A 23,142-nucleotide genomic window follows, 5' to 3' on the forward strand; every position below is an offset into this window, starting at 1 on the left:
GATGGACGATTTAACCATACGCAAAACCCGATTTTATGCAGGATTTTCATGGCTGGCGGAAGCGGCGCGCCTGTTTCTCAAAAGCCCGTTGATGTGGCTGCTGATGGCCATCGCACTGTGTTTCACGATTTTCGTTTTCTATGGTGTTTTTGCCTTGTCCGTCACGCTGCTGAACCCTTGGATTTCATATTACGCGGCGATAGGCTTGGGCTTGGCGGTATTGTGGATACTGTGTTTTCCGCTGTTCGGCGGGCTGCTGCTCTCGGCCGAAGCCTTGGATAAAGACAACCGTTTGCCGATACTCAATATTTATGCGGGATTCCGGTATAAATTCCTCGATTTGGCAGTTTTGTCGGTGTGCGCCTTATTGCTGCTGGCGCTATTTTCCCTGGTTTGGGCGGTGGCGATGAAAGCTGTCGCCATACTGCTGGTTGCCTATTTCGCCCCCATGCATCCCTTGCTCGGATATGTGATGTTGGAGGGATTGTCTCCGTGGCTTGCCGCAGTTAGCGTCGTTTTCCATCTCATTCCGTTTGCCGTGATTTGGTTTGCCCCCGCGCTGGTAGTGCTGAACGACAAAACACCGCTCGCCGCCATCCGCGGCAGCCTGCGCATTTTCTGGCGGAACTGGCTTTCGCTGCCGCTGCTGTGGCTGATGCTCGGACTGCCGATTATTTTTTTGGGTTGGAAATGGAAGCAGTTCGCCCGCCACATGCCCGATATGATGCTTACCTTTTTGGGCTGCTACATCGGGCTGCTACCGATATTGTCCGCCCTGCTGGTCTATGTCAGCCATCGCCATATCGTGCAAGCGCGGGAAGACGAAAAAGAATACAATTGATGCTTGCAGGCTGCCTGGAAAGAAATACCAAAGGCCATCCGCGCCCGCCAAAAGCAGCCTGCACCCCCCCTTTTTTTTCATCACACACCACAAGGAGACACTCATGACATCCAACCTGCAATCCACCGAACTCTGCCGCGTCCGCGCCATCACTGCTTTCACCGTCCTGCCGCGCGACACGGCGCAGTGGCACGGCATCCTCGCCGAAGCCAAAGCCCAATGCGACACGCTTGCCGCCGCCTGCCAAGCACAGGGCTACACGGTGCAGTCCGTCCGCATCGTCAGCAATCCCTTTGGCGAATATTTGGACACGGGCAGCCTGCACGCCGCCGCGCAGGGATTGGCCGAAATCCGCCGCATTTTGAACGAGCTGAACCAAAACGGCCTGCGGATACGCTTTGCCGTGGGCGAAGCGCGCACCGATGCCGAAATCGCCCTGCTGCCCGGGCTGATTGCCGAATACGGCGATTTGTGCAATGCCTGCGTGAACGTCCCCATAGACGAAAACGGTTTTCTGGACAACGATTTAATCCGGAAATCGGTTGCCGTGGTGCAGGAAATCGCCCGCATCACCCCGCGCGGCGAAGGCAATTTCAATTTCACCGTGAATTTCAACTGCGCTTCTTACATCCCTTATTTCCCTGCCGGTTATCACCGCGGCGAACGCGGCAACGCCATTGTGTTCGGCTTGGAAACACCCGATTTGCTCGCCGCCGCCCTGCGCGGGTTGGAAAAGCAGCCTGCACCCCATGCCGCGCAGATGCAGGCTGCTTTCACAGCCATGAAAAACGCGCTGCAATACCATATCGACCGCGTACAAAGCATCATCGCCGCCACACCGCTGGCAGAAGGCTGGACATACATCGGCATGGACACGTCCGCCGCGCCATCGAAAAACTGCACCTCCATGGCGGAACTTTACCGCCTGCTCGGCGTGCCGTATTTCGGCGCGAGCGGCACGGTGGAAGTCTCCGCCCTGCTCACGCGCGTGTTTAAAGCGCAGGAAAACGTACAGTTGCAAGGCTTCTCCGGCCTGATGCTGGCCGTCACCGAAGACGAAGGGTTGGCCGCCGCCACCCGCGCCGCACAATTCGACATCCGCGCCCTGCTGACGTACAGCAGCGTGTGCGGCATCGGGCTGGACACCGTGCCCATTCCGGGCGATACCGATGCGGAAAAAATCGCCGCCATCATGCGCGACACCGGCACGATGGCCTTCCGCCTGAACAAACCGCTCACCGTGCGGCTCTTCCCTGTGCCGGGTTTGGGCGCAGGCGATATCACACCGTTTGAAAGCGATGATTTGTGCAACTGCGCCGTGCTGGCCGTGCCTTAAACCATGCAGGCAGCCTGCACTTGCCCGTTGCCTGCGTAATGCCAAAGGCGGCGTGTTGTATCGGCGATGAATTTGCCCTGAAAACAAAGGCAGAGAACCGGCCCGCATGCTAAAATACGGCGAAAGCAGCCTGCACCCGTTGAAACACCGTTTCTCCCGCCCCAACCAAGGAAACATCATGAAAAAACTCTTTATCCTGCTGGCCCTTGCCGCACCGTTGGCCTATGCCGGTGAACTTTCCTGCAAAGAAGGGGCAGCCACTAACGAAGGTATTACAAACCATTGGCACTGCACTTATCAAGGGCGTGATTTGGATGCGGCCTATCAGGCCATGCGCCGACAAGACCTCTACGGCATCGAAGCCCTCCCTGCCAAACTGACGCGCCGCAACAGCACGCGTAAATGGCAAGATTCCTCCGCCTGCGATGATGACGGCAACCGCGACAGAACCGTTACCACCATCAGACGCACGGCCAACAGCCTTACCGTGGAGCATCTGTTTTTAGGGGCATGCTTAAATCCGAGCGACACCAAAATCCACCTGCAACGCCAAGGCGGCAAAATCCTGATTCATTATCAAAATTCCGCTTCCTAACCCGCCGGTGCAGGCTGCTTTCAGGCCATTCGAAAGCAGTCTGCACCCGCCAAAACATCGTTTCTCTCGCCCCAACCAAGGAATCAACATGAAAAAACTCTTTATCCTGCTGACCCTTGCCGCACCGTTGGTACATGCCGGCGAACTTTCCTGCCAAAAAGACCCGAACACCGACCAAGGCATTATCCAAAACTGGAGCTGCACCTACCAAGGCACCGACCTTGATGCCGCCTACCACGCCTTCCGCCAACAAAAACACACCGGATTGGGCAACGGCCTGCCCGACAAACTCACGCGCCAAAACAGCACCCAACGCTGGCAGAGCGATGTTTGCGACGATGCAGGCACGCGCGATAAAGAAGTAACCACCATCCGCCGCACAGCCAACAGCCTGACGGTTTCCGTAGAAGTCGACGGCGCATGCTCCAGCGGCAGCAGCACCAAAATCCGCCTGCAACGCCAAGGCGGAAAAATCCTGATTCATATTCTCAAGATTCCGATTCCTAATCCGCTGGTGTAGGCTGCTTTCAGGCCATTCGAAAGCAGCCTGCACCCGCCAAAACACCATTTCTCCCACCCCAACCAAGGAAACATCATGAAAAAACTCTTTATCCTGCTGGCCCTTGCCGCACCGTTGGCACATGCCGGCGAACTCTCCTGCCGAAAAGGCCCGAACACCGACCAAGGCATTACCCGAAACTGGCGCTGCACCTATCAAGGCACCGACCTTGACGCCGCCTACCACGCCGTCCGCCAACAAAAACACACCGGCTTGGGCAATGGCCTGCCCGACAAACTCACACGCCAAAACAGCACCCAACGCTGGCAGAGCGATGTTTGCGACGATGCAGGCACGCGCGATAAAGAAGTAACCACCATCCGCCGCACAGCCAACAGCCTGACGGTTTCCGTAGAAGGCGACGGCGCATGCTCCAGCGGCAGCAGCACCAAAATCCGCCTGCAACGCCAAGGCGGAAAAATCCTGATTCATTATCAAGATTCCGCTTCCTAATCCGCTGGTGCAGGCTGCTTTCAGGCCATTCGAAAGCAGCCTGCACTTTCCCGTTCGTCCGCCCAATCCACCAGAAAGGACACCCCATGCTCGGCATCACCATCGGCGACATCGTCGGCTCGCGCTTTGAATTTGACAACTGCCGCAGCACCGAATTCGAACTGTTCCACCCCGCATGCGATTTCACGGACGACACCGTTTGCGCCACCGCCGTGGCCGACTGGGTATTGCAAGGCTGCACCGACAACCTCGTCCCCATCATGCAAGACTGGTGCAAACGTTATCCCAACCCGGTCGGCGCATACGGCGAACGCTTCCAAAGCTGGGTGCAGGCTGCCTCCCCCGAACCCTACAACAGCTGGGGCAACGGCTCGGCCATGCGCGTGGCCGCCGTCGGTTGGGCGTTCGACACATTGGAGCAGACGCTTGAAGCCGCCGCACAATCCGCCGCCATCACCCACAACCACCCCGGCGGCATCAACGGGGCGCAAGCCGTGGCCGCCGCCATCTTTTGGGCGCGCACCGGCGAAAGCAAAGATTTCATCCGCGAACAAACCGAACAGCAATTCGGCTATTTCATGGGCCGCACCTGCGATGAAATCCGCCCCACCTACCTGTTCAACGTGAGCTGCGAAGGCACCGTTCCGCAAGCCCTGACCGCCTTTTTGGAAAGCGACGACTTCGAACACGCCATCCGCCTGGCCGTCTCCCTGGGCGGCGACAGCGACACCCTGACCGCCATCACCGGCGCGGTGGCCGAAGCCTTTTACGGCATACCGAACGCCCTGCGCGAACACACCCTCGCCATCCTGCCGCGCGACATTGCCGAAACCCTGTTGGCATTTGAAGCACGGTTCGGCAACGGCCAAAAGCAGCCTGCACATTGCCCGGCCGACTGAAACAATCTTCCCGCCGACACAGCCACCCTTCAAAACCCAACCAAGGACGACAATGAACCACGCCAACCTCCTCCGCAGCGCAGCCCTGCTGACCGCCCTGCTCATTCAGCCTGCATGGGCCGACACATTCGCCCACGACGGCTGCCAATACCAAGGCGCCAGCCTGCACGGCAAACCGCACGGGCAAGGCGCACTCACCTGCGCGGACGGCCGCGTCTATACCGGCGCCTTCAAAAACGGCCAGTTCCACGGCAAAGGGCAATACGTCGTCCCAAACCGCCATAGCCTGATGCTCGCGCCATTCAACATGAACAGCGATAAATTGCGCAACATGGTGCTGACCGGCACCTTTGTGAACGGCCTGGCCAACGGCAAATTCAAAGTCTTCCAAGAGGGCAAGCACGTTTTCGATATGCAGTTTGACCGCGGCATCGTCACCAACATGACCCTGCCGCAGAAACGCTGACGTGCAGGCTGCTTTTCAGAGAGCAGGACAAGCAACCAAACAACCCGAAGGGAACCCCATGACCCAACAAGAATATGCGGAATACCTATTTGAAATTCTAGGCGAAGAACCGTGTACGCCCGATGATTATCACGGATGGGAAGACTTTTTCTGGGGCTTATTCCAAAGTTTCATGCCAAACGGCGAAGGCGTGGCCGCCGTCTTCGATCCGCTGGAACGCGGGCAGGAATTGCTGGAGCGCATTTTGCCCGTTTATCAGGCTACTGCCGAATGCAGTACGGAAATCCTTGATAGCGGCAATACCCCCGCCTTTTTCTACCGTTCCGCGGAAGGTGCAAAGCAGGTGTCCATCAACGGACAAACCTTGCTGTTCCCCCCGTCTGCACCAAAAGAAGAGGATGCCCGAGCCCGGCAAATCGGCGAACGTTTGCTGGAGGGGCTGCGCGAATTTGCCATTTTCTACGGGGATGAGGAACTGATTGAAACCCTTACCGCGGTAAGGCGGATATGCTTTGGTTTGCCGAAAAAAGATTTCAATGAGGCAGACGAATTGTTTTACGAAATATTCTACCAATGGCGGCAGGACAATATCGACCCAGACAGTCCCGAACAAGTGTTGGCTGAAGCATATTATTCCATATACGAAGACGAATATTTGGCCGCCTACCTGCAATACCCGATGTATGACGATAAACCCGACAGCGACTTTCTGCGCCCTTATTTCGATTTATGGCAGCAGGGCTACGGCTTCGCCTTGGGGGAAGATTGTCTATATCTGTATCTGTACAGATAAGGAAAAGCCGTTTTATTTTTATTAAATTTCAGGTAGCCTTCGTCTCCCAAAGGGCTGCCTGGAAACAGTAGGAAACATAAAAAGGAAATAAGATGATGTGGAAAAATGCTTTACTGGCTTTACTGCTATTTTCAGGTAGCCTGTATGCCCAAGGACGACCTGGTAGCGAGACGGGTTTTGATATGGTGAAACAGGGTGAGAATCCGATATATTTAAGCACGATCGGGGTTACAGAAGTACCCGGAAAGCCGGATGTGATTGTTTATCCGATGATTACGAATGTAACGGCAGATATTCCCGATATGAGATCGGCTAAAGGCTCTTCCATAGTGGTTACAATAGAAATGAACTGCCGCACAGGGCAGGGCAAAATGTATGGGATGAAGGTGTATAGCGAGCATTTCGGACGGGGAACATTAAAGGATGATTTTTCCCATTTGCAGGGAGAGCAAGATGCCAGCCTGCCCGATTTACACAAACAACCGCCACTAACGCCATATTTGCTTGCCGCCGCTATGGCCTGCACAACAGTAGGCAAACCATTGGGTGGGACACCTGATGTGATGAGAGATATTATTAACCGTGGGCTGGCGGCGAGCCGCTCCCGTCACTGATGTTTTTTCCAGGCAGCCTGCAAACCCTTTTAACCAGCTTAAAAAAAGAAAATTCCATGAAACCCCTACTTGCCGTCAGCAGCTTTGTCATTACACTCGCCGCCTGTAACAGCCTATCGGGTACGCCCAACATACCCATTGGAAAAGAAACCAACGAATACAAAGTCACAGAAGCAGGCGGTGTGTGGGCGGAGCTCAAAACAGACAGCCCGGCGCAATCGAACTATCGCTACGGCTTTACCATCCTGCTCAAACACGCCGAACAGGTGCGCTCTGTGAAAATTGAGCGCATAGAAAACGGGCGTGCCGAAACCGTGATAGACGACAGCACAAATGCCACAACCCAACCTGTATGGCAGCCGCAGCAACCCGCAGGCGCACGCAGCCGTCTGCATGGGAAAGGTATCGGCAACACCTCATGGGTCGGGCAAACCGCCGAACACAACTTAACCCCCGCGCAATCTCCATGGCTTTACCAGTCCGGCGACATGCAACAGCACTACCGCATCACCATTACCGATATGCAGGGCAAACAAACCGTGTTGCATCAACCCACTATGATTCCCGTTAAAGTCAAACAGCTTTTCCGTAACTTTATCAGGCAATAAGTCTTTTTCATGCAGCCTTAAAACCCTTGCCCCCACCTTTAATTAAGAAAGATATCCGCAATGACCATCAAATCCGACAAATGGATACGCCGCATGGCCGAACAGCACGGCATGATCGAGCCGTTCGAGCCCAACCAAATCAAAGAACAAGACGGCCGCCGCATCATTTCCTACGGCACGTCCAGCTACGGCTACGACATCCGCTGCGCCAACGAATTCAAAATCTTCACCAACATCAACAGCACCATCGTCGATCCGAAAAACTTCGACCCGAAAAACTTCGTCACCGTGGAAGACGACTGCTGCATCATCCCGCCCAATTCTTTCGCGCTGGCACGCACGGTGGAATATTTCCGCATCCCGCGCAACGTGCTCACCGTGTGCTTGGGCAAGTCCACTTATGCCCGCTGCGGCATCATCGTGAACGTGACCCCGTTCGAGCCGGAATGGGAAGGCTATGTGACGCTGGAATTCTCCAACACCACGCCGCTGCCCGCCAAAATCTATGCCGGCGAAGGCGTGGCGCAAGTGCTGTTTTTTGAAAGCGACGAAATCTGCGAAACGTCCTACAAAGACCGCAGCGGCAAATACATGGGGCAGACAGGCGTTACCCTGCCGAAGGCCTGATGGCCGGCTCAAAGCAGCCTGCACCATTGAAAGAACGATATGCCCGTTATCATACCCCTACCCACTTCCGCCGGACTGCTTTACGGACGCGACTGTGTTTATTTGGACAACGCGCAATTTGAGAGCTCGTCCCGACTGCATATCACGGGCGAACTCAACGGCGCACTTATCCGCCACTCGCACCCTGAAACCCAAGACAGAGAAACACAAGATTTCGTCCCCTTTTACCTGATTTTTGAGCGCGTGATTGCCAGCAGTACCTGCGAACTGGATACCTATGAAAACCTTGTGCCGCACCATACGGACGGCACACGCCCTTCGTTTGTGGAAATCCAAAACAGCCCGTGGCTCGAACGCCTGCCCGTACGCCAAGATTTCGACCACCGTATTTACCGCCATTTCCGGCTATATACCTACGATACCGTATTGGACGTATTTGCCGCTTCCTACACATGGCAAATAGATTTTTAGCGTTCAGACAGCCTGCACCCCCAACCCGAGATGAACCATGCCGCACCGCCTCAAACTCAGAACCTCAGCAGAAATTGCCCAAATCCTACCTGCCCGCGCCAAACCCATCGGCAATAAAGGCAAACTACCCGATTTGGCCGCGCCCTATTTGGATTTTCTGACCCGTTTTCATGTTGCCGAAGCGGTTGCCGAATTTATCCCCTTCACCTACGAACAGGCCATTCTGCACAACCGCCGCCTGGCAGACGAATACCCCGATACCGCGCAGCATTTTTGGATTATCGGCGAGGCGGGGCAGGGAGACGAATGGTTTATCGGCAAAAATTCGGGCAGCATTTTTTATTTCGACCACGATTTGGGCGAATTGTCACTTGAGCGGCTGGCGGATTTGCATATCGGTTTTCCGCAGTTTTTGCAGCTCATGTTCTTGTGCCAAGACTGGTATGCTGTGATGGAAAGCGGGCAGACAACCCCACAGGGTCAGGAGTGGTTTGCCACACTGTGCCGCAGTATTCATGCAGATTTACCAGAATCATATCCGTTTGATTATATTGAATTAAAATAAAATTAGACAAGGTGACTGAGCCTACCGAAAGCAGCCTGCACCTTACTGCCGTTTTGCACATCCCTGACGTTACCCGCCTATGACCACTAAAAAAACCACCAACGCCTACACCGCCCTCATCCAAGCCCTGCGCATCCTGCCCAACGTGGGCGCGAAAACCGCGCAGCGCATGGCGCACACCCTGTTGCAGGAAAACCGCGAAGGTGCGGCAGAACTGGCCGCCGCCTTGGACACCGCGCTCAAACAAGTCAGCAACTGCCAAAGCTGCAACACGTTTTGCGAAGGCGGCACTTGCGAAATCTGTGCCGACGAAACGCGCGATCCGACGCGCCTAATGATTGTCCACATGCCCGCCGATGTGGCCGCCATGGAAGCCGCCCGCTGCCACGATGGGTTGTATTTCGTGCTGATGGGGCAGGTCAGCCCTGCGCAGAATATGGATTTGGGCAGCATTGCGCTGGAAAAGCTGATTGCGCGGCTGGCCGGCAGCCCCGTGACCGAAATCATCATCGCCACCTCGTTCACCGCGGAGGGCGACGCCACCGCCTACATCCTGTCCGAACTCTTAAAAGGCCAGCCCTACAAAATCAGCCGCCTGGCACGCGGCATGCCGCTGGGCAGCGAATTGGAATATGTCGATGCGGGCACGCTCGCCCAAGCCGTGTACGAACGCAGCCTGCTGCAAGAAGGTGAAACCTCATGACCAAAAACGGATTTATTGCCTTATTCGTCTGCACCCTGTCGTGCTGGATGCCGAACGTGTTGGCCGTTTCCAGCTTTTCCGCCATTCCCGTCAAGCAGGCGGCCGCGGTGCAAAAGCAGCCTGCACCCGTATCGAAGACCAACTTGCTGCTGGACAAGGAACGCCTACGCGACGCACAGCAACAGCTGCTCGGACGGCCGGAACTAGCACAGCGTCCGCTGTATGTGTTGGACAAAGTGGATTTTTTTGACGGAACCCGCCCGCGTATCGAACTGATTGTCGCACACCGGAGCAGCAAAGACGTGCCGCTGAATATTTACACCTTTGAAAACGGAACGTGGCGCGCCGAGCCCATCGAACAAGATTATTCGGACAACTATATCGCCAAGCACCAAATGCAGCTGGACGACACGGATTGGGCGCAGGTGGCCGATGTTGCCCGCGTGTGGCAGGAAAAAGCCAGAGAAGTGAAGGCGGTGGAAACCGAGCCGTATTATATTTCGCTGGTGTGGCTGCCGCCGCAAAGGAAGCGTTTTTGGCATACCGCCACGCTGGAAGCCGTGGGCAAGCAGTATTATTTGAGCCTGCATGAAAACGGCACGGTTTGGGAATGGAAACGGCCGGCCGCCGAAAAAGAATAACGCCCCCGAAAAAGCAGCCTGCACCCGTTTTGCCGCCTATCGCCCGAAAACACGGCCCAACAAAGTGCAGGCTGCTTTTGCTGCATTTGCGTTATAATGCACCCGTATCACCCACAGAATAGAGAAAAAATGAACACCAAAGAAAGAACCTGCTCGTTTTGCGGCAAAGACGAACACCAAGTCAAAATGCTCATTGAAGGCGAAGACGCGTTTATCTGCAACGAATGCGCGGCCGCCTGCGCCCAATTAAGCGGCAACGATGCATCCGCGGGCACGAAAGCACCGCAAACCGACGACACGCCGCTGCCCACGCCGGCACAACTGGTCGCACAATTAAACGAACACGTTATCGGTCAGGAAAATGCCAAAAAAGCGCTGGCCGTCGCCGTATATAACCACTACAAACGCCTGCGCCAACCCGAAGCCGACAGCCGCGTGGAGCTGAACAAATCCAACGTGCTGATGATTGGCCCGACTGGTTCGGGCAAAACCTATATGGTGCAGTCGCTGGCGCGGCAGCTGAACGTACCCTTCGCCATGGCCGACGCCACCACGCTGACCGAAGCGGGCTATGTAGGCGAAGACGTGGAGACCATCATCACCAAGCTGCTGGGCAACTGCGATTTCAACGTGGAAAAAGCACAGCACGGCATTATTTATATTGACGAAATCGACAAAATCTCGCGCAAGAGCGACAGCCCGTCCATCACGCGCGACGTGTCGGGCGAAGGCGTGCAGCAGGCATTGCTCAAACTCATCGAAGGCACTATGGCCAGCGTGCCGCAGCAGGGCGGCCGCCGCAACCCGAACCAGCAGTTCATCAATGTCGATACGTCCAACATCCTGTTTATCTGTGGCGGTGCGTTTGCGGGTTTGGACAAAGTCATCCGCCAACGCACCGAAAAAGGCGGCATCGGCTTCGGTGCGGACGTGCACAGCAAAGATGAAGACAGCAAAATCGGCGAGCTGTTCGCCCAAGTCGAACCCGAAGATTTGATTAAATTCGGCCTGATTCCCGAACTCATCGGCCGCCTGCCGGTGCTGACATCGCTGAACGAATTGGACGAAGATGCCTTGGTGCGCATCCTTACCGAGCCGAAAAACGCGCTGGTCAAACAATACCAAGCCCTGTTCGCGATGGAAAACAAAACGTTGGAAATGGACGAATCCGCCCTGCGCGCCGTCGCCCAACTGGCAATGAAGCGCAAAACCGGCGCGCGCGGCCTACGTTCCATTATGGAGCGCGTGCTGCTGGATACCATGTACCTGCTGCCCGATTTGCCGGAAGTGGCGAAGGTTGTAGTGCGCCGTGAACATGTGGAACAAGGCACGCAGCCGCAATTTTTCACCGCCGACGGCAAAGAATGGGCGGCGAAATGAAATAAAGTGCAGGCTGCTTTCCGGCATTTTCACACGCATCCGAAAGCAGCCTGCACCCGCATTGACCGACCCACCGTAACGAATCCCCCACCAACACGAAAGGAAAGATGATGCTCGACAGCAAACCTGCGCTGGGCACTGCGCTCAATCACCGCTCCATCCGCAAATTCACCGACCAACCCATCAGCACGGAAATACTGGAAGCCGTGCTTCATGCCGGGCAAATGGCCTCCACGTCCAGCTTCATGCAGGCGGTGAGCGTGATCCGCGTGACCGACCCTGCCCTGCGCGCCCAAATCCGCCAAATCTGCGCCAATGCCTATCAGGGCAAACTGGGGCATCATTATGTGGAAAACTGCGCCGAATTTCTGGTGTTCTGCATCGACACCGAACGCTACCGCCAACTGGCCGCCGACATCCAAATTGACTGGACGGAAGTGCTGCTCACGGGCGCGGTGGATGTGGGCATTTTTGCGCAAAACGTGCTTTTAACCGCCGAATCGTTGGGTTTGGGCGGCGTGTTCATCGGCAGCCTGCGCAACGATTTGCCGCAGCTGAGCCAAATTTTGCAGCTGCCCAAAGGCGTGGTGCCGATGGTGGGCATGTGCCTGGGTTATCCCGACCACGACCCCGGCCAGCGTCCGCGCCTGCCGCTTTCCGTGGTGATGGGCGAAAACCGTTACCGCACCGCCACAGCCGAAGAATTGGCGCAATATGACGAAGTGGTGCGCGAGTATTACCAAAACCGCAGCAAACTGGATTTGACGTGGACGCAGCAAATCCGCAACAATCTGTGCGGCGAAGTGCGCCCATCAGTGCTGCCGTATCTGCAAGAACAAGGGTTTGCGAAAAAATAAACCCACATACCAACCCAAAGCAGCCTGCACTTTCATTAGGGCGAAAGTGCAGGCTGCTTTTGATTTTGTTTCACCGGATATTCAGCAGAAATCGCCCCACAAGGTCTGCATGGCCGCGATGGCCGCCAGCGACGCGGTTTCGGTACGCAGAATCCGTTTGCCCAGCGTGATGGCTTCAAATCCGGCCTGCACCGCCGCCTGTTCTTCCGCCGCCGTCCAGCCGCCTTCTGGGCCGATAAGCAGATACACCGGCCGTTGTGCAGGCTGCTTTTCGCGCAGGCTTTGGGCGTTTTGCAGGCTCATCAGCAGTTTCAGGCCGTCTTCTGCGGCGGCTTGGCGCAGATAATCGGCCAGACGCAGAATCGGGCGCACCGGCGGCACTATATCGCGGCCGCATTGTTCGCAGGCGGAAACAGCAATTTCCTGCCAACGCTGCACGCGCTTGTCGGCACGTTCGCCCTGAAGCCGCACCACACAGCGTTCGCTCAACACGGGCGTGATGCTGGCCACACCCAATTCAACGCTTTTCTGCAGGGTGAAATCCATGCGCTCGCCGCTGGAAACGGCCTGAATCAGATGAATCCGCAACGGGCTTTCGCTGTCGCTTTCCAAAAAGCTGTCGATGGTGCAGGCAGCTTTTCGTTTTTCCACCTGCTGCAAAGTGGCGGCCACGCGCATTCCCTGCCCGTCAAACAGCACAATTTCGTCGCCTGCCTGCAAGCGCAGCACATGGATATGGCGCACGATGCTTTCCGGCAGGGCCAATTCGCCTTGATTCGGCAGTTGGGGCAGATAAAAACGCGGCATTTGTGGTACTATCCTTATTTTTTGCAAACGTTTATTTTAACAAAAAGCATGCCATGAACGCGATTGAGTTGTTACGGGATTTGGTGCGCCAAGTGGCCGCACAGGAAATCATGCCCTATTATCTGAAAGTGGAAAGCGCCCGCAAGGCAGACGGCAGCATGCTTTCCAAGGCGGATTTGGCGGCACAGCACGCGTTTGAGTGCAGGCTGCCTGAAATTATCGCTGCCCCCGTGCTGGGCGAAGAAATGACATCTGAAAAACAGCATCTTTTGTGGAACAATGCCCAGCAAGGCTTGTGGGTGCTCGACCCGATTGACGGCACAAATAATTTTGTCAACGGCATTCCGCATTTTGCCGTGTCGGTGGCGTATGTACAGCATGGCCGCGCGCAGTTAGGCGTGGTGTACAACCCCGTTTCACAAGAATGTTTTTCCGCCGTGCGCGGACAGGGCGCATGGCTCAACGGCAAACCGCTGCCGCTGCGCCGAGTGCCGAAACCCCTACGCGAAGCCGTGGCTGGTGTGGAAATCCGCCGCCTGCGCCCTGCACGGCTGGTGAACAGCATCAATAATTTCGCGCCGTTCGGCACTTTGCGCAGCATGGGCAGCAGCACGCTGGACTGGTGCTACCTCGCCGCCGGACGATACGATATTTATGTACACGGCGGGCAAAACCTGTGGGATTACGCCGCCGGCGCGCTGATTTTTGAAGAGTCCGGCGGCCTGCTCGCCACCTTGGAAGGCGACAGCTTTTGGAGCGGCCAGCACGCCTTCCAGCGTTCCGTCATTGCCGCCGGGCAGCCTGCACTGTTCGAAAGCTGGCTCAAATGGATACGCAATAACCAATAGCCCGTGCAGGCTGCTTTTTTATCGCGCTATATCAATATAGTGGATTAAAATCGCAATGATACGGCGTTGGCTCGCCTTGACGTACCATTTGTACGCCTTGCGGCTCGCCGCCTTGTCTCATTTTTATTTTAATCCACTATACATTAACCTGAAATCACTATTTCATATCAAAGTGCAGGCTGCTTTGGCGCATCCGCCCGTTTGCCGCCGCCTTTGTTCACTATCGACCCCGCATTATGCTTGTACTCGGAATTGAAAGTTCGTGCGATGAAACTGGCATCGCGCTGTACGACACACAAAAAGGCTTAATCGCCAACCAGTTGCACACCCAAATGGCCATGCATGCCGAATATGGCGGCGTGGTGCCCGAATTGGCCAGCCGCGACCACATCCGCCGGCTCGTGCCGCTCACGCAGGCGGCTTTGCAGGAAGCGGGCGTGCAATATGCCGACATCGACGCCATTGCCTACACGCAAGGCCCCGGCTTGGGCGGCGCGCTGCTGGCCGGTGCGGCCTATGCCAACGCGCTGGCCTTTGCATTGGGCAAACCCGTCCTGCCCGTGCACCATTTGGAAGGCCACCTGCTTTCGCCGCTGCTGTCGGAAAAGCAGCCTGCATTCCCCTTCGTCGCCCTGCTCGTATCGGGCGGCCACACGCAATTCATGGCCGTGCGCGGCTTCGGCGATTACGAACTTTTGGGCGAAACGGTGGACGATGCGGCCGGCGAAGCCTTCGATAAAACCGGCAAACTCATCGGCCTGCCTTATCCCGCGGGTGCGCTCTTGTCCGAATACGCCAAACTCGGCTCGCCCGACGCATTCGCCTTTCCGCGCCCCATGCTGCACAGCCACGATTTGCAAATGAGCTTTTCCGGCCTGAAAACCGCCGTGCTCACCGCCGTGGAAAAAACGCGCGCCGAATTGAACCTCGCCATGGACGACCCGTTGCCCGAAACCGTCCGCAACGATATTTGCCGCTGCTTCCAAGACGCGGTGGCCGACGTATTGACCGCCAAAGCCCAACGCGCCCTGCTGCAAACGGGCTTCCGCACGCTGGTGGTGGCCGGCGGCGTGGGCGCGAATTGGAAATTGCGCGAAAACCTGTCGCACATCAGCGTGAAAACCTCGCCCAAAGCCGCAGCGGAAACCGTGCAGACCTATTTCCCGCCGCTGCCGCTGTGCACCGACAACGGCGCGATGATTGCCTTTGCCGGTGCGATGCGTTTGCAGCACGGCGTGCAGTCCGCCCAAACGGCCGATGCCTTCAATGTGAAGCCGCGCTGGCCGCTGAGCGATATTGTGAAGCAGCCTGCACTTTAAAAATCGTTCAAAATCAGCACAATAAATCCAAACCCAATGTGCAGGCTGCTTTTGCCGCCTGAAACGTATTCTGAAAGAGCGCCATGTCCCACGTCCTCGTCATCCAGCACCCGCAACTGCCGCAGCTTTCGCTGCCTGCCACCGAGCGGCGGTTTGCGCTGTCGCAGCATTGCCAAGCCACGTTTGCCCGCATTCCCGTGCCGGCGGATACGCAGTTGGACGATGAAGTCCGCCGCGAATTGCAGGCAGCCTGCACCGATTTTGCCGTGCTGCCCGATTTGGCGTTCGGCCGCGATGTGCGCTTGATTGTCAGCGACATGGACAGCACGCTCATCACCATTGAATGCATTGACGAAATTGCCGCGCAGGCGGGTTTGAAAGCGCAAGTGGCCGAAATTACCGAACGCGCCATGCGCGGCGAGCTGGATTTCGAACAATCGCTGCGCCGCCGCGTCGCCCTGCTGGAAGGCATTCCCGAAAGCAGCCTGCACGCCGTCTATGCCGACACGCTCAAGCTCACCGACGGCGCGGAATATCTGTTGCAGGAATGCCACAAACACCAGGTGCCGTTCGTGCTGGTGTCCGGCGGCTTCACCTTTTTCACCGACCGCCTCAAAACGCGGCTGGGCTTTGAACACGCCTTTGCCAACGAATTGGAAGTGGCGGGCGGCAAACTCACCGGCCGCGTACTCGGCCGCGTGATTGACGCGCAGGCCAAAGCCGAAATTCTGACGCAGTTTGCCGCGCAATACGGCGGCCGTTCCGTTGCCGTCGGCGACGGTGCCAACGACATCCCCATGTTGCAGGCTGCCGACTTTGGCGTCGCTTTTCACGCCAAACCGAAAACCCAAGCCCATGCCGATTTGTGCATCAACCACAACGGTTTGGCCGCCCTGCGCCACTGGTTCACCTAAATCCGTCGCCCCTGCTTGAAAAAAAAGCAGCCTGCACCCATTTAGATTCCACTTATCAGACTATCCAGAGAAAATCATGGCCCGTAAAAAAACCGAATGCATCACATTGCCTACCCTGCCCCTGCGCGACATGGTGGTTTATCCCCACATGGTGCTGCCCCTGTTTGTCGGCCGCAGCAAATCCGTTGCCGCCCTGAACGCCGTGGCAGAAGAAGAACAAAACGTCTTCTTGCTGGCGCAACGCAATGCGGGCATTGAAGACCCCACCCCCGAAGACCTGCACCAAATCGGCACCATCGCACGCGTGATGCAAGTGTTGAAGCTGCCGGACGGCACCGTGAAGGTGTTGGTGGAAGGCGCACAGCGCGCCCAAGCCGTGTCCATCCACGACAACGGCGAATATTTCGAAGCCCAAGTCGAAGTGCTGGCCGAACACAACAGCGCACCGGAAAACAGTGAAGCCCTGCGCCGCACCCTGCTGGGCCAGTTCGACCAATATGTCAAAGCCAACAAAAAAATCCCCGCCGAAGTCGTGGCCAGCATTCACGATATTGACGACAACAGCCGCCTGTCCGACATTATCGCCGCCCATTTGCAGCTCAAACTGGAGCACCGTCAAAACCTGCTGGATTTGACCGATGTCGGCGCGCGCATGGAGTATCTACTGGCACAAATCGAAGGCGAATTGGAAATTTCCCAGTTGGAAAAACGCATTCGCGGCAAAGTGAAGCGCCAAATGGAGAAAAACCAGCGCGATTATTATTTGAACGAGCAAATCAAAGTCATCCAAAAAGAATTGGGCGACGATGAAGATGCCAACGATTTTGAAAAGCTGGAACAGCAAATCAAAGCCGCCGGCATGAGCAAAGAAGGCGAAGACAAAGCCTTGTCCGAATTACGCAAACTGAAAATGATGCCGCCGATGTCGTCCGAAAGCACCGTGGTGCGCAATTACATCGAAACGCTCATCGAGCTGCCGTGGAAGAAAAAAACGCGCGTAAGCAAAGACTTGGCCAAAGCCGATTTGGTGCTGAACGAAGACCACTATGGTTTGGAAAAAGTGAAAGAGCGCATTTTGGAATATTTGGCGGTACAAAAACGCACCGACAAACTCAAAGGCCCGATTTTGTGCCTGGTCGGCCCGCCGGGCGTGGGCAAAACCTCGTTGGGCGAAAGCATTGCCAAAGCCACGGGGCGCAAATATGTGCGCATGGCCTTGGGTGGCGTGAAAGACGAAAGCGAAATCCGCGGACACCGCCGCACCTACATCGGCTCGATGCCGGGCAAAATCATGCAAAGCATGACCAAAGCGGGCGTGAAAAACCCGCTGTTCCTGCTGGACGAAATCGACAAATTGGGCAGCGACTTCCGTGGCGACCCTGCCGCCGCTTTATTGGAAGTGCTTGACCCGGAACAAAACTCCGCTTTTGCCGACCATTTTGTCGAAGTGGATTTCGATTTGAGCGATGTGATGTTTATCGCCACGTCCAACAGCTTCGATATTCCGCCCGCCCTGCTCGACCGCATGGAAATTATCCGTTTGTCCGGCTACACGGAAGACGAAAAAATCAACATTGCCATGCAATACCTCGTGCCCAAGCAAATGAAGCGCAACGGCGTGAAAGACGGCGAATTGAGCATTGCCGAAAGTGCGGTGCGCGACATTGTGCGCTACTACACGCGAGAGGCCGGCGTGCGTTCGCTTGACCGCGAAATCGCCAAAATCTGCCGCAAAGCCGTGATTAAAAACGAACTTGCAGGCAGCCTGCACACCGGTTCGCGCAAAAAAACCAAAGCCATCACGGTGAACAGCGACAATTTGGGCGAATTTTTGGGCGTGCGCCGCTTTGATTACGGCGTAAAAGCCGGCGAAAACCGCATCGGCCAAGTTACCGGCCTGGCATGGACGGAAGTCGGCGGCGAATTGCTCACGATTGAAGCCGTGGCGCTTAAAGGCAAGGGCAATATCGTGCGCACCGGCAAACTGGGCGACGTGATGCAGGAATCGATTTCCGCCGCGTGGTCGGTGGTGCGTTCCCGCGCCGAAAGTTTGGGCATTGCGCCGGACTTTTACGAGAAAAACGACATGCACGTGCACGTTCCCGAAGGGGCAACACCAAAAGACGGCCCCAGCGCGGGCATTGCCATGACGCTGGCCATGGTGTCTGCATTGACCAACATTCCCGTGCGCGCCGATGTTGCCATGACGGGCGAAATCACCCTGCGCGGCGAAGTATTGCCTATTGGCGGCTTGAAAGAGAAACTGCTGGCGGCCTTGCGCGGCGGCATCAAGCATGTGCTGATTCCGAAAGACAACGTGAAAGACTTGGAAGAAATTCCGCAAAACGTGAAAGACGGCTTGGAAATTCACGCGGTTCAGTGGATTGACGAAGTGTTCGAGCACGGCTTGGAATACCAACCGCAACCTTTTTCGGCCGATGCGCTGCCGGAAAACGCCATCAGCGTGCAGCCTGCACCCAAAAAACGCCGTTCCACTGCGCCAAAACATTAAATCTGTGGTCAATAAGCGATAAATTGTTATCAAAAACACGTTTATCGCTTATTTTGCGCTTGACACAATTTCACGGGAATTGTATAAATCCGTTATATTGAAATCGCTTGTAATGCCGAGTGTTCAGCGTTACTACCCCAATCCTCCACATCATTCTGAAAGGAATTTTCATGAATAAATCTGAACTCATCGATGCCGTTGCCAAAGAATCCGGCTTAACCAAAGCAGATGCTGCAAAAGCCGTTGATGCATTTACCAGCGTTGTGAAAACTGCGCTGAAAGCGGACGACACAATCACTCTGGTGGGTTTCGGTACTTTCAAAGTGGCCGAACGTGCTGAACGTCAAGGCTTGAACCCTAAAACACGCGAAGCCATTACCATCCCTGCCGCCCGCGTGCCTAAATTCACACCGGGCAAAGGTTTGAAAGACGCTTTGGTCGCACCTGCAAAAGCCGGTAAAGCAAAGAAAAAATAAGTTGATGCATTAAAAAACCGCCCTTGAAATTTCAGGGGCGGTTTTTCCATTGGGCGTTTTATAAAAATGCTTGGAAACGCTGTTTCAAATCCAACACGATAAAAGCAGCCTGCAAGGCAAATGCCAGCACGCTCAACACGATAATCTGCCGCGCGCGGACAACGACTGCACCCGTATTCCACGCCCAATGTGCCAATGCGGCCATGGCCATCAGCCACAGGGTCATGCCCCACCAGAGTGCAGGCTGCATATAAAACGCGCCCAACGCGGCGGCGACGTACACGCTGAAACCGTCGGGGAATATGGCATAAGTGGTCGCGGCGGTTAAGGCCAGGGCGCAGTGCATGGCCAGCAGGCTTTGGGCAAAATAAGTCAGCATCGGGCCGGCGGTGCTGCAGTATTCCTGCGCATCGGGCTGTTTCTGCACATGGTTTACCCAGAAAAAGACGCTGGCGGGCAGGATATAGGCGTGCGCCAAATACAGGTTGGCGGCATGGGTCACGCCCATCACGCGCGGCAGGAGCTCTGCGGAAAACCACGCGGCCGCCAGCCAAATCACGATGCTTGCCCAAAACCATTGCCATGCGCCGTATTTCAGCGATTGCCAAAAAAACAGCACGACAACCGCCAATGTGATACTGCTGTGAATATCCAAACCTTCTTCCTTTCACGGTGCAGGCTGCTTTTGACGATGTGCAAAAAGCAGCCTGCACGTTTATGAATAATGCAATTCGCCTTCAAACACGGTGACGGCGGGGCCGGTCATCCACACGGGTTCGCCTTCTGCCCAACGGATATACAAATCGCCGCCCGGCAGGCTCACGCGCACGTCTTCGCCGGCGGCCAGTAAGCCCCAGCGCACACCGGACACCACTGCCGCACACGCCCCCGTGCCGCATGCCTGCGTTTCGCCGGAGCCGCGTTCAAATACGCGCAGGCGGATGTGGTGCGCATCGACAACCTGCATAAAGCCCACATTCACCCGTGCAGGGAAACGCGGATGGTTTTGCAATGCCGCGCCCCATTCGGCCACGGGCGCGCTTGCCGTATCCTCCACCAGCATGACCGCATGCGGATTGCCCATGCTCAACAGCGACATTTGCGCGCTGTCCAATTCGTTCACCACGATATAACTTTTTTCGCCCGCCTGTTCGCCGGAACGCAGCACGAACGGCACGTCTTGCGGCGCGAACTGCGGCTGGCCCATATTGACGGTAATCAGGCCGTTGTCGTTCAGGCTCGGTTCGATAATGCCGCGCGCCGTCTCCACGCGGATGGTGCGTTTGTCGGTCAGCCCGTGCTCCGATACGAATTTAACGAAGCAGCGCGCGCCGTTGCCGCATTGTTCCACTTCGCCACCGTCGGCATTGAAGATGCGGTAACGGAAATCGACATCCGGGGTGTCGGTTTTTTCCACCAGCAGCAGTTGGTCGAAGCCGATACCCGTGTGTCGGTCTGCCCATGCTTGGATTTGCGCAGCATCGGGGCGGAAGGTTTGGCGCGTTCCGTCAATAACCATGAAGTCGTTGCCCAAACCGTGCATTTTGCTGAATTTCAGTGTTGTCATGATGATTCCTTAATCGGATATAGAGAAGTGCAGGCTGCTTTCGATGAAAAAGCAGCCTGCACCCTGTCGCTGTTTAACGCGGACGGCCGCGGCGTTTCGGCTGGTGTTTCGCCATTTCCTGATTGGCCGCCTGCTTCGTCATGCGTTCGCTCAAGCGTTTTTCCGCTTCCTGCACCGAGCAGTTCATGGCCTGGCTGGCGATATACAGCGCATCTTTACGCGCTTTGCCGCCCGTGAAATACATGCGGCGCAAATCGGCCGGGTGGATTTTGCCTTTTTTCAAATCGATATTGAATTTGGCGGCGCTTTCCAGCAAACGCTTCTGCCGTAAATACAGCGTGCCGGTCGCCCCCGCCACAATCGCCGCCACGGCCACTACGCCGATAATGGCGGCCAGCCACCATGCCGCGCCGAACAAATAGGCAATCACGGCAATTACCGAGGCCATTATCAGCCAAATCAAAACCACGCGTTTTTTATCCATTGTGTTTCCTTGTAAAAAATCAAACAATTAATCTGTCCGGCTCAAACGCATCAGCAGATGGCGCAGGCCGTCCCACGCATTGCCGTCTTCCGCGCCTTTGATTTGCCGGTCAATTTTGGCGCATTCTTGCAGCAATTCCAACCACTGCCCCGCCGAAAACCGATAAGCAGCCTGCGCCGCATATTGTGCCTTATCGCCCCACAGGCGCAGCTCGTTGCGCACCTGCGTCACTGTTTTGCCCTGCCGCAATGCTGCCGCCAAACGAATCATCGTGCGGATGTCTTCCGCCACCGACCACAGCATTAACACGGGTTCGTCGCCTTCGGCCTGCAAGCCGTCCAGCAAACGCGCCACCCGCGCCATATCGCCCGCCATCCACGCGGAGGACAGCTGGAACACGTCAAACCGCGCCACTTGCGCAATCGCCTGTTCGATATCGGCCGTTTGCAGCAGATGCCCGGCTTCATACAGCAGCGATAATTTGTCAATTTCTTGTTTGGCGGCCAGCAGGTTGCCTTCCACACGCTCGGCAAACAGCGTCAGCGCGTCGCTTTCAATGTCCAATCGGTGCTGCCGCAGGCGTTCGCGTATCCATGCAGGCAGCGCATGCCCCGTAACCGGCTGCGCTTCGACCACAGCGCCCAATCGGGAAAACGCGCCGAACCATTTGCTTTGCTGCTGCGCTTTGTCGAGCTTGGGCAACACCAGCACCAACACCATGGCATCGGGCAGGCGTTCTGCCAGTTCGCACAACGCATCGCCGCCGTTTTTGCCGGGCTTGCCGGAAGGAATGTGGATTTCCAACCATTTCTGCTCGGAAAACAAGCCCATGCTCTGCGTTTCCGCCAGCACGGCGTTCCAGTCGAAATGGCTGCCTTCCACCGTATAAACGGTGCGCTGCCGATAACCCTGCTGCTGGCCGGCGGCACGGAGCATATCAACCGCTTCGATGCGCAGCAATTCTTCGTCGCCGTGAATCAGATAGGATTTTTGCAGCGGCGCGTGCAGGCTTTGCGCCAGTTGGCTATTGTTCATACGCGTAACAGATTATTCTTTGGGCAAAAATGCCAAACGCCGCACGATTTGCGCTGCCGCATCTTGGCGCATTTCCTGCCACAGCAGGGCTTCTTCGTGTTCCTTGCCCAAAATGGTTTCGTCGCGGTAACTCATGCTGCGGCGCACGTCCACCTGTATGGGCGCGCCCCACGCTTTGCCGCGGCGGTATGCCTGCGCCGATACGCGCAGCGAATAGAGGTATTCGTTCAATTTCGCGCCGCGCGTGATGGTGTAAATATCGCGTTTTTCCGCCACGTCCAGCACGCGGATTTCGGCATCGGCATCGCGGTGCAGGCTGCCTTTGGCACGAAGCAGCGCGGTTTGCAAATCAGCGTCGAGCTGCGCCCCGCTCACGCGCCATTGCGTTGCGGGCAGCGTGTCCTGCGGCAGGTTTCCCTTCAAATGGAAGCCGCAGCCGCCCAGCGCAGCCGCCAAAATGACGGCGGTTATTTTTGCATTCATATTGCTTATCCGTTGCCAATTCCGTTCACGCGCCACATTATAGCTGGCAAGTTAAAAAAAGTAAAAATCCAGCGCCTGCCCGTGTGTGCGGCACGGCGGCAAAGCTGCTAAAATAGGCGTTTTAGCTTCGCAGAAACTCCGTTTTCCTGCCGCAAAAGCAGCCTGCACCCCAAAGCCATAGCTTTGGCCGATGCAGCGCCATGCTGTTTTATTTTCCGGCCCTTGTTGCCCAACACTCAATATAAACACAACACAAAAGCAGCCTGCACTTTCTGCCAACCCCACTCCC

General features: G+C 56.2%; 29 protein-coding genes. 22 read left to right on the plus strand and 7 right to left on the minus strand.

Annotation, left to right across the window (positions count from 1 at the left end):
* Position 1: 1 nt before the first annotated feature.
* From HMPREF9098_RS02105 to nfsA, 17 genes are all read left to right on the plus strand, one after another.
* A complete protein-coding gene (locus HMPREF9098_RS02105; protein WP_003781524.1) occupies positions 2-841 on the plus strand; it encodes a hypothetical protein in 840 nt (279 codons plus the stop codon).
* Positions 842-944: 103 nt separating this feature from the next.
* Positions 945-2,177: a DUF711 family protein gene (locus HMPREF9098_RS02110; RefSeq protein WP_003781527.1), complete on the plus strand. Its 1,233-nt coding sequence runs from the start codon at positions 945-947 to the stop codon at positions 2,175-2,177.
* A 178-nt stretch (positions 2,178-2,355) separates the two neighbouring features.
* Positions 2,356-2,772 carry a hypothetical protein gene (locus HMPREF9098_RS02115; RefSeq protein WP_155803269.1) on the plus strand — a complete coding sequence of 139 codons (417 nt, stop codon included), beginning with the start codon at positions 2,356-2,358 and terminating at the stop codon, positions 2,770-2,772.
* Between the two features lie 88 nt (positions 2,773-2,860).
* Positions 2,861-3,292, plus strand: a complete 432-nt coding sequence (locus HMPREF9098_RS02120; protein ID WP_040564186.1) for a hypothetical protein — start codon at positions 2,861-2,863, stop codon at positions 3,290-3,292.
* Between the two features lie 75 nt (positions 3,293-3,367).
* Positions 3,368-3,784: a hypothetical protein gene (locus HMPREF9098_RS02125; protein ID WP_040564187.1), complete on the plus strand. Its 417-nt coding sequence runs from the start codon at positions 3,368-3,370 to the stop codon at positions 3,782-3,784.
* An 86-nt stretch (positions 3,785-3,870) separates the two neighbouring features.
* Positions 3,871-4,683, plus strand: coding sequence for an ADP-ribosylglycohydrolase family protein (locus HMPREF9098_RS02130; protein WP_050781219.1), 813 nt, complete (start codon positions 3,871-3,873; stop codon positions 4,681-4,683).
* Positions 4,684-4,735: 52 nt separating this feature from the next.
* Entirely contained in the window at positions 4,736-5,149 is a 414-nt protein-coding gene (locus HMPREF9098_RS02135; protein WP_003781537.1) for an MORN repeat-containing protein, read from the plus strand.
* A 58-nt stretch (positions 5,150-5,207) separates the two neighbouring features.
* Positions 5,208-5,942, plus strand: a complete 735-nt coding sequence (locus tag HMPREF9098_RS02140) for a hypothetical protein (protein WP_003781538.1) — start codon at positions 5,208-5,210, stop codon at positions 5,940-5,942.
* Positions 5,943-6,034: 92 nt separating this feature from the next.
* Positions 6,035-6,556: a surface-adhesin E family protein gene (locus tag HMPREF9098_RS02145; RefSeq protein WP_003781539.1), complete on the plus strand. Its 522-nt coding sequence runs from the start codon at positions 6,035-6,037 to the stop codon at positions 6,554-6,556.
* Positions 6,557-6,612: 56 nt separating this feature from the next.
* Positions 6,613-7,164 (plus strand): hypothetical protein, encoded by a 552-nt coding sequence (locus HMPREF9098_RS02150; protein ID WP_147285405.1) that lies wholly within the window; start codon positions 6,613-6,615, stop codon positions 7,162-7,164.
* A gap of 60 nt (positions 7,165-7,224) precedes the next feature.
* A complete protein-coding gene (gene dcd / locus HMPREF9098_RS02155; protein WP_003781541.1) occupies positions 7,225-7,791 on the plus strand; it encodes a dCTP deaminase in 567 nt (188 codons plus the stop codon).
* Positions 7,792-7,830: 39 nt separating this feature from the next.
* Positions 7,831-8,262: a hypothetical protein gene (locus HMPREF9098_RS02160; protein ID WP_040564188.1), complete on the plus strand. Its 432-nt coding sequence runs from the start codon at positions 7,831-7,833 to the stop codon at positions 8,260-8,262.
* A gap of 37 nt (positions 8,263-8,299) precedes the next feature.
* On the plus strand, positions 8,300-8,827 hold the full coding sequence (locus tag HMPREF9098_RS02165; protein WP_003781543.1) for a hypothetical protein: 528 nt from the start codon (positions 8,300-8,302) through the stop codon (positions 8,825-8,827).
* A gap of 79 nt (positions 8,828-8,906) precedes the next feature.
* Positions 8,907-9,530 (plus strand): recombination mediator RecR, encoded by a 624-nt coding sequence (gene recR, locus HMPREF9098_RS02170; protein WP_003781544.1) that lies wholly within the window; start codon positions 8,907-8,909, stop codon positions 9,528-9,530.
* Positions 9,527-10,171: a hypothetical protein gene (locus HMPREF9098_RS02175; protein WP_003781545.1), complete on the plus strand. Its 645-nt coding sequence runs from the start codon at positions 9,527-9,529 to the stop codon at positions 10,169-10,171. The genes recR and HMPREF9098_RS02175 overlap by 4 nt, the downstream gene beginning before the upstream one ends.
* Before the next feature lie 129 nt (positions 10,172-10,300).
* A complete protein-coding gene (gene clpX / locus HMPREF9098_RS02180; RefSeq protein WP_040564189.1) occupies positions 10,301-11,551 on the plus strand; it encodes an ATP-dependent Clp protease ATP-binding subunit ClpX in 1,251 nt (416 codons plus the stop codon).
* 110 nt (positions 11,552-11,661) lie between these two features.
* Positions 11,662-12,408, plus strand: coding sequence for an oxygen-insensitive NADPH nitroreductase (gene nfsA, locus HMPREF9098_RS02185; RefSeq protein ID WP_172460030.1), 747 nt, complete (start codon positions 11,662-11,664; stop codon positions 12,406-12,408).
* 81 nt (positions 12,409-12,489) lie between these two features.
* Here nfsA and HMPREF9098_RS02190 read toward each other — a convergent pair whose 3' ends face one another.
* On the minus strand, positions 12,490-13,215 hold the full coding sequence (locus tag HMPREF9098_RS02190) for a 16S rRNA (uracil(1498)-N(3))-methyltransferase (RefSeq protein WP_003781550.1): 726 nt from the start codon (positions 13,213-13,215) through the stop codon (positions 12,490-12,492).
* Positions 13,216-13,268: 53 nt separating this feature from the next.
* On the opposite strand from HMPREF9098_RS02190, the gene HMPREF9098_RS02195 reads away from it, so the two are divergent.
* The 5 genes from HMPREF9098_RS02195 (at position 13,269) to HMPREF9098_RS02215 (ending at position 19,284) form a co-directional block, all read left to right on the plus strand.
* Positions 13,269-14,063, plus strand: a complete 795-nt coding sequence (locus HMPREF9098_RS02195) for an inositol monophosphatase family protein (RefSeq protein WP_003781552.1) — start codon at positions 13,269-13,271, stop codon at positions 14,061-14,063.
* Between the two features lie 236 nt (positions 14,064-14,299).
* On the plus strand, positions 14,300-15,382 hold the full coding sequence (gene tsaD, locus HMPREF9098_RS02200) for a tRNA (adenosine(37)-N6)-threonylcarbamoyltransferase complex transferase subunit TsaD (RefSeq protein WP_003781556.1): 1,083 nt from the start codon (positions 14,300-14,302) through the stop codon (positions 15,380-15,382).
* A gap of 83 nt (positions 15,383-15,465) precedes the next feature.
* The gene (gene serB / locus HMPREF9098_RS02205) at positions 15,466-16,296 is read left to right on the plus strand and encodes a phosphoserine phosphatase SerB (RefSeq protein ID WP_003781558.1); all 831 of its coding nucleotides are present in this window, start codon (positions 15,466-15,468) and stop codon (positions 16,294-16,296) included.
* Between the two features lie 76 nt (positions 16,297-16,372).
* A complete protein-coding gene (gene lon / locus HMPREF9098_RS02210) occupies positions 16,373-18,808 on the plus strand; it encodes an endopeptidase La (RefSeq protein ID WP_003781559.1) in 2,436 nt (811 codons plus the stop codon).
* Positions 18,809-18,978: 170 nt separating this feature from the next.
* A complete protein-coding gene (locus HMPREF9098_RS02215) occupies positions 18,979-19,284 on the plus strand; it encodes an HU family DNA-binding protein (protein WP_003781560.1) in 306 nt (101 codons plus the stop codon).
* 58 nt (positions 19,285-19,342) lie between these two features.
* Here the strand turns inward: HMPREF9098_RS02215 and HMPREF9098_RS11130 are convergent, their stop codons facing one another.
* The 6 genes from HMPREF9098_RS11130 to HMPREF9098_RS11620 all read right to left on the minus strand — a co-directional run bounded on the left by HMPREF9098_RS11130 (position 19,343) and on the right by HMPREF9098_RS11620 (position 23,132).
* Positions 19,343-19,939, minus strand: coding sequence for a hypothetical protein (locus HMPREF9098_RS11130; protein ID WP_003781562.1), 597 nt, complete (start codon positions 19,937-19,939; stop codon positions 19,343-19,345).
* Positions 19,940-19,999: 60 nt separating this feature from the next.
* Positions 20,000-20,851 (minus strand): diaminopimelate epimerase, encoded by an 852-nt coding sequence (gene dapF, locus HMPREF9098_RS02225; RefSeq protein WP_003781564.1) that lies wholly within the window; start codon positions 20,849-20,851, stop codon positions 20,000-20,002.
* 73 nt (positions 20,852-20,924) lie between these two features.
* On the minus strand, positions 20,925-21,335 hold the full coding sequence (locus HMPREF9098_RS02230) for a hypothetical protein (protein WP_003781565.1): 411 nt from the start codon (positions 21,333-21,335) through the stop codon (positions 20,925-20,927).
* Between the two features lie 27 nt (positions 21,336-21,362).
* Positions 21,363-22,370: a DNA polymerase III subunit delta gene (gene holA / locus HMPREF9098_RS02235; RefSeq protein ID WP_003781567.1), complete on the minus strand. Its 1,008-nt coding sequence runs from the start codon at positions 22,368-22,370 to the stop codon at positions 21,363-21,365.
* Positions 22,371-22,382: 12 nt separating this feature from the next.
* Positions 22,383-22,853, minus strand: coding sequence for an LPS-assembly lipoprotein LptE (locus tag HMPREF9098_RS02240; RefSeq protein ID WP_003781569.1), 471 nt, complete (start codon positions 22,851-22,853; stop codon positions 22,383-22,385).
* Between the two features lie 51 nt (positions 22,854-22,904).
* Complete coding sequence (locus tag HMPREF9098_RS11620) at positions 22,905-23,132, minus strand: hypothetical protein (protein WP_147285404.1); 228 nt, start codon at positions 23,130-23,132, stop codon at positions 22,905-22,907.
* Positions 23,133-23,142 lie beyond the last annotated feature (10 nt).

It is taken from the genome of Kingella denitrificans ATCC 33394 (assembly GCF_000190695.1).
GTDB classification, from domain to species: Bacteria; Pseudomonadota; Gammaproteobacteria; order Burkholderiales; family Neisseriaceae; genus Kingella_A; species Kingella_A denitrificans.

What these genes read in the sequence shown, in the direction of transcription:
- HMPREF9098_RS02105 (WP_003781524.1), top strand. Translation starts at nt 2, where the DNA reads ATGGACGATTTAACCATACGCAAAACCCGATTTTATGCAGGATTTTCA.
- HMPREF9098_RS02110 (WP_003781527.1), top strand. Translation starts at nt 945, where the DNA reads ATGACATCCAACCTGCAATCCACCGAACTCTGCCGCGTCCGCGCCATC.
- HMPREF9098_RS02115 (WP_155803269.1), top strand. Translation starts at nt 2,356, where the DNA reads ATGAAAAAACTCTTTATCCTGCTGGCCCTTGCCGCACCGTTGGCCTAT.
- HMPREF9098_RS02120 (WP_040564186.1), top strand. Translation starts at nt 2,861, where the DNA reads ATGAAAAAACTCTTTATCCTGCTGACCCTTGCCGCACCGTTGGTACAT.
- HMPREF9098_RS02125 (WP_040564187.1), top strand. Translation starts at nt 3,368, where the DNA reads ATGAAAAAACTCTTTATCCTGCTGGCCCTTGCCGCACCGTTGGCACAT.
- HMPREF9098_RS02130 (WP_050781219.1), top strand. Translation starts at nt 3,871, where the DNA reads ATGCTCGGCATCACCATCGGCGACATCGTCGGCTCGCGCTTTGAATTT.
- HMPREF9098_RS02135 (WP_003781537.1), top strand. Translation starts at nt 4,736, where the DNA reads ATGAACCACGCCAACCTCCTCCGCAGCGCAGCCCTGCTGACCGCCCTG.
- HMPREF9098_RS02140 (WP_003781538.1), top strand. Translation starts at nt 5,208, where the DNA reads ATGACCCAACAAGAATATGCGGAATACCTATTTGAAATTCTAGGCGAA.
- HMPREF9098_RS02145 (WP_003781539.1), top strand. Translation starts at nt 6,035, where the DNA reads ATGATGTGGAAAAATGCTTTACTGGCTTTACTGCTATTTTCAGGTAGC.
- HMPREF9098_RS02150 (WP_147285405.1), top strand. Translation starts at nt 6,613, where the DNA reads ATGAAACCCCTACTTGCCGTCAGCAGCTTTGTCATTACACTCGCCGCC.
- dcd (WP_003781541.1), top strand. Translation starts at nt 7,225, where the DNA reads ATGACCATCAAATCCGACAAATGGATACGCCGCATGGCCGAACAGCAC.
- HMPREF9098_RS02160 (WP_040564188.1), top strand. Translation starts at nt 7,831, where the DNA reads ATGCCCGTTATCATACCCCTACCCACTTCCGCCGGACTGCTTTACGGA.
- HMPREF9098_RS02165 (WP_003781543.1), top strand. Translation starts at nt 8,300, where the DNA reads ATGCCGCACCGCCTCAAACTCAGAACCTCAGCAGAAATTGCCCAAATC.
- recR (WP_003781544.1), top strand. Translation starts at nt 8,907, where the DNA reads ATGACCACTAAAAAAACCACCAACGCCTACACCGCCCTCATCCAAGCC.
- HMPREF9098_RS02175 (WP_003781545.1), top strand. Translation starts at nt 9,527, where the DNA reads ATGACCAAAAACGGATTTATTGCCTTATTCGTCTGCACCCTGTCGTGC.
- clpX (WP_040564189.1), top strand. Translation starts at nt 10,301, where the DNA reads ATGAACACCAAAGAAAGAACCTGCTCGTTTTGCGGCAAAGACGAACAC.
- nfsA (WP_172460030.1), top strand. Translation starts at nt 11,662, where the DNA reads ATGCTCGACAGCAAACCTGCGCTGGGCACTGCGCTCAATCACCGCTCC.
- HMPREF9098_RS02190 (WP_003781550.1), bottom strand. Translation starts at nt 13,215, where the DNA reads ATGCCGCGTTTTTATCTGCCCCAACTGCCGAATCAAGGCGAATTGGCC.
- HMPREF9098_RS02195 (WP_003781552.1), top strand. Translation starts at nt 13,269, where the DNA reads ATGAACGCGATTGAGTTGTTACGGGATTTGGTGCGCCAAGTGGCCGCA.
- tsaD (WP_003781556.1), top strand. Translation starts at nt 14,300, where the DNA reads ATGCTTGTACTCGGAATTGAAAGTTCGTGCGATGAAACTGGCATCGCG.
- serB (WP_003781558.1), top strand. Translation starts at nt 15,466, where the DNA reads ATGTCCCACGTCCTCGTCATCCAGCACCCGCAACTGCCGCAGCTTTCG.
- lon (WP_003781559.1), top strand. Translation starts at nt 16,373, where the DNA reads ATGGCCCGTAAAAAAACCGAATGCATCACATTGCCTACCCTGCCCCTG.
- HMPREF9098_RS02215 (WP_003781560.1), top strand. Translation starts at nt 18,979, where the DNA reads ATGAATAAATCTGAACTCATCGATGCCGTTGCCAAAGAATCCGGCTTA.
- dapF (WP_003781564.1), bottom strand. Translation starts at nt 20,851, where the DNA reads ATGACAACACTGAAATTCAGCAAAATGCACGGTTTGGGCAACGACTTC.
- HMPREF9098_RS02230 (WP_003781565.1), bottom strand. Translation starts at nt 21,335, where the DNA reads ATGGATAAAAAACGCGTGGTTTTGATTTGGCTGATAATGGCCTCGGTA.
- holA (WP_003781567.1), bottom strand. Translation starts at nt 22,370, where the DNA reads ATGAACAATAGCCAACTGGCGCAAAGCCTGCACGCGCCGCTGCAAAAA.
- HMPREF9098_RS02240 (WP_003781569.1), bottom strand. Translation starts at nt 22,853, where the DNA reads ATGAATGCAAAAATAACCGCCGTCATTTTGGCGGCTGCGCTGGGCGGC.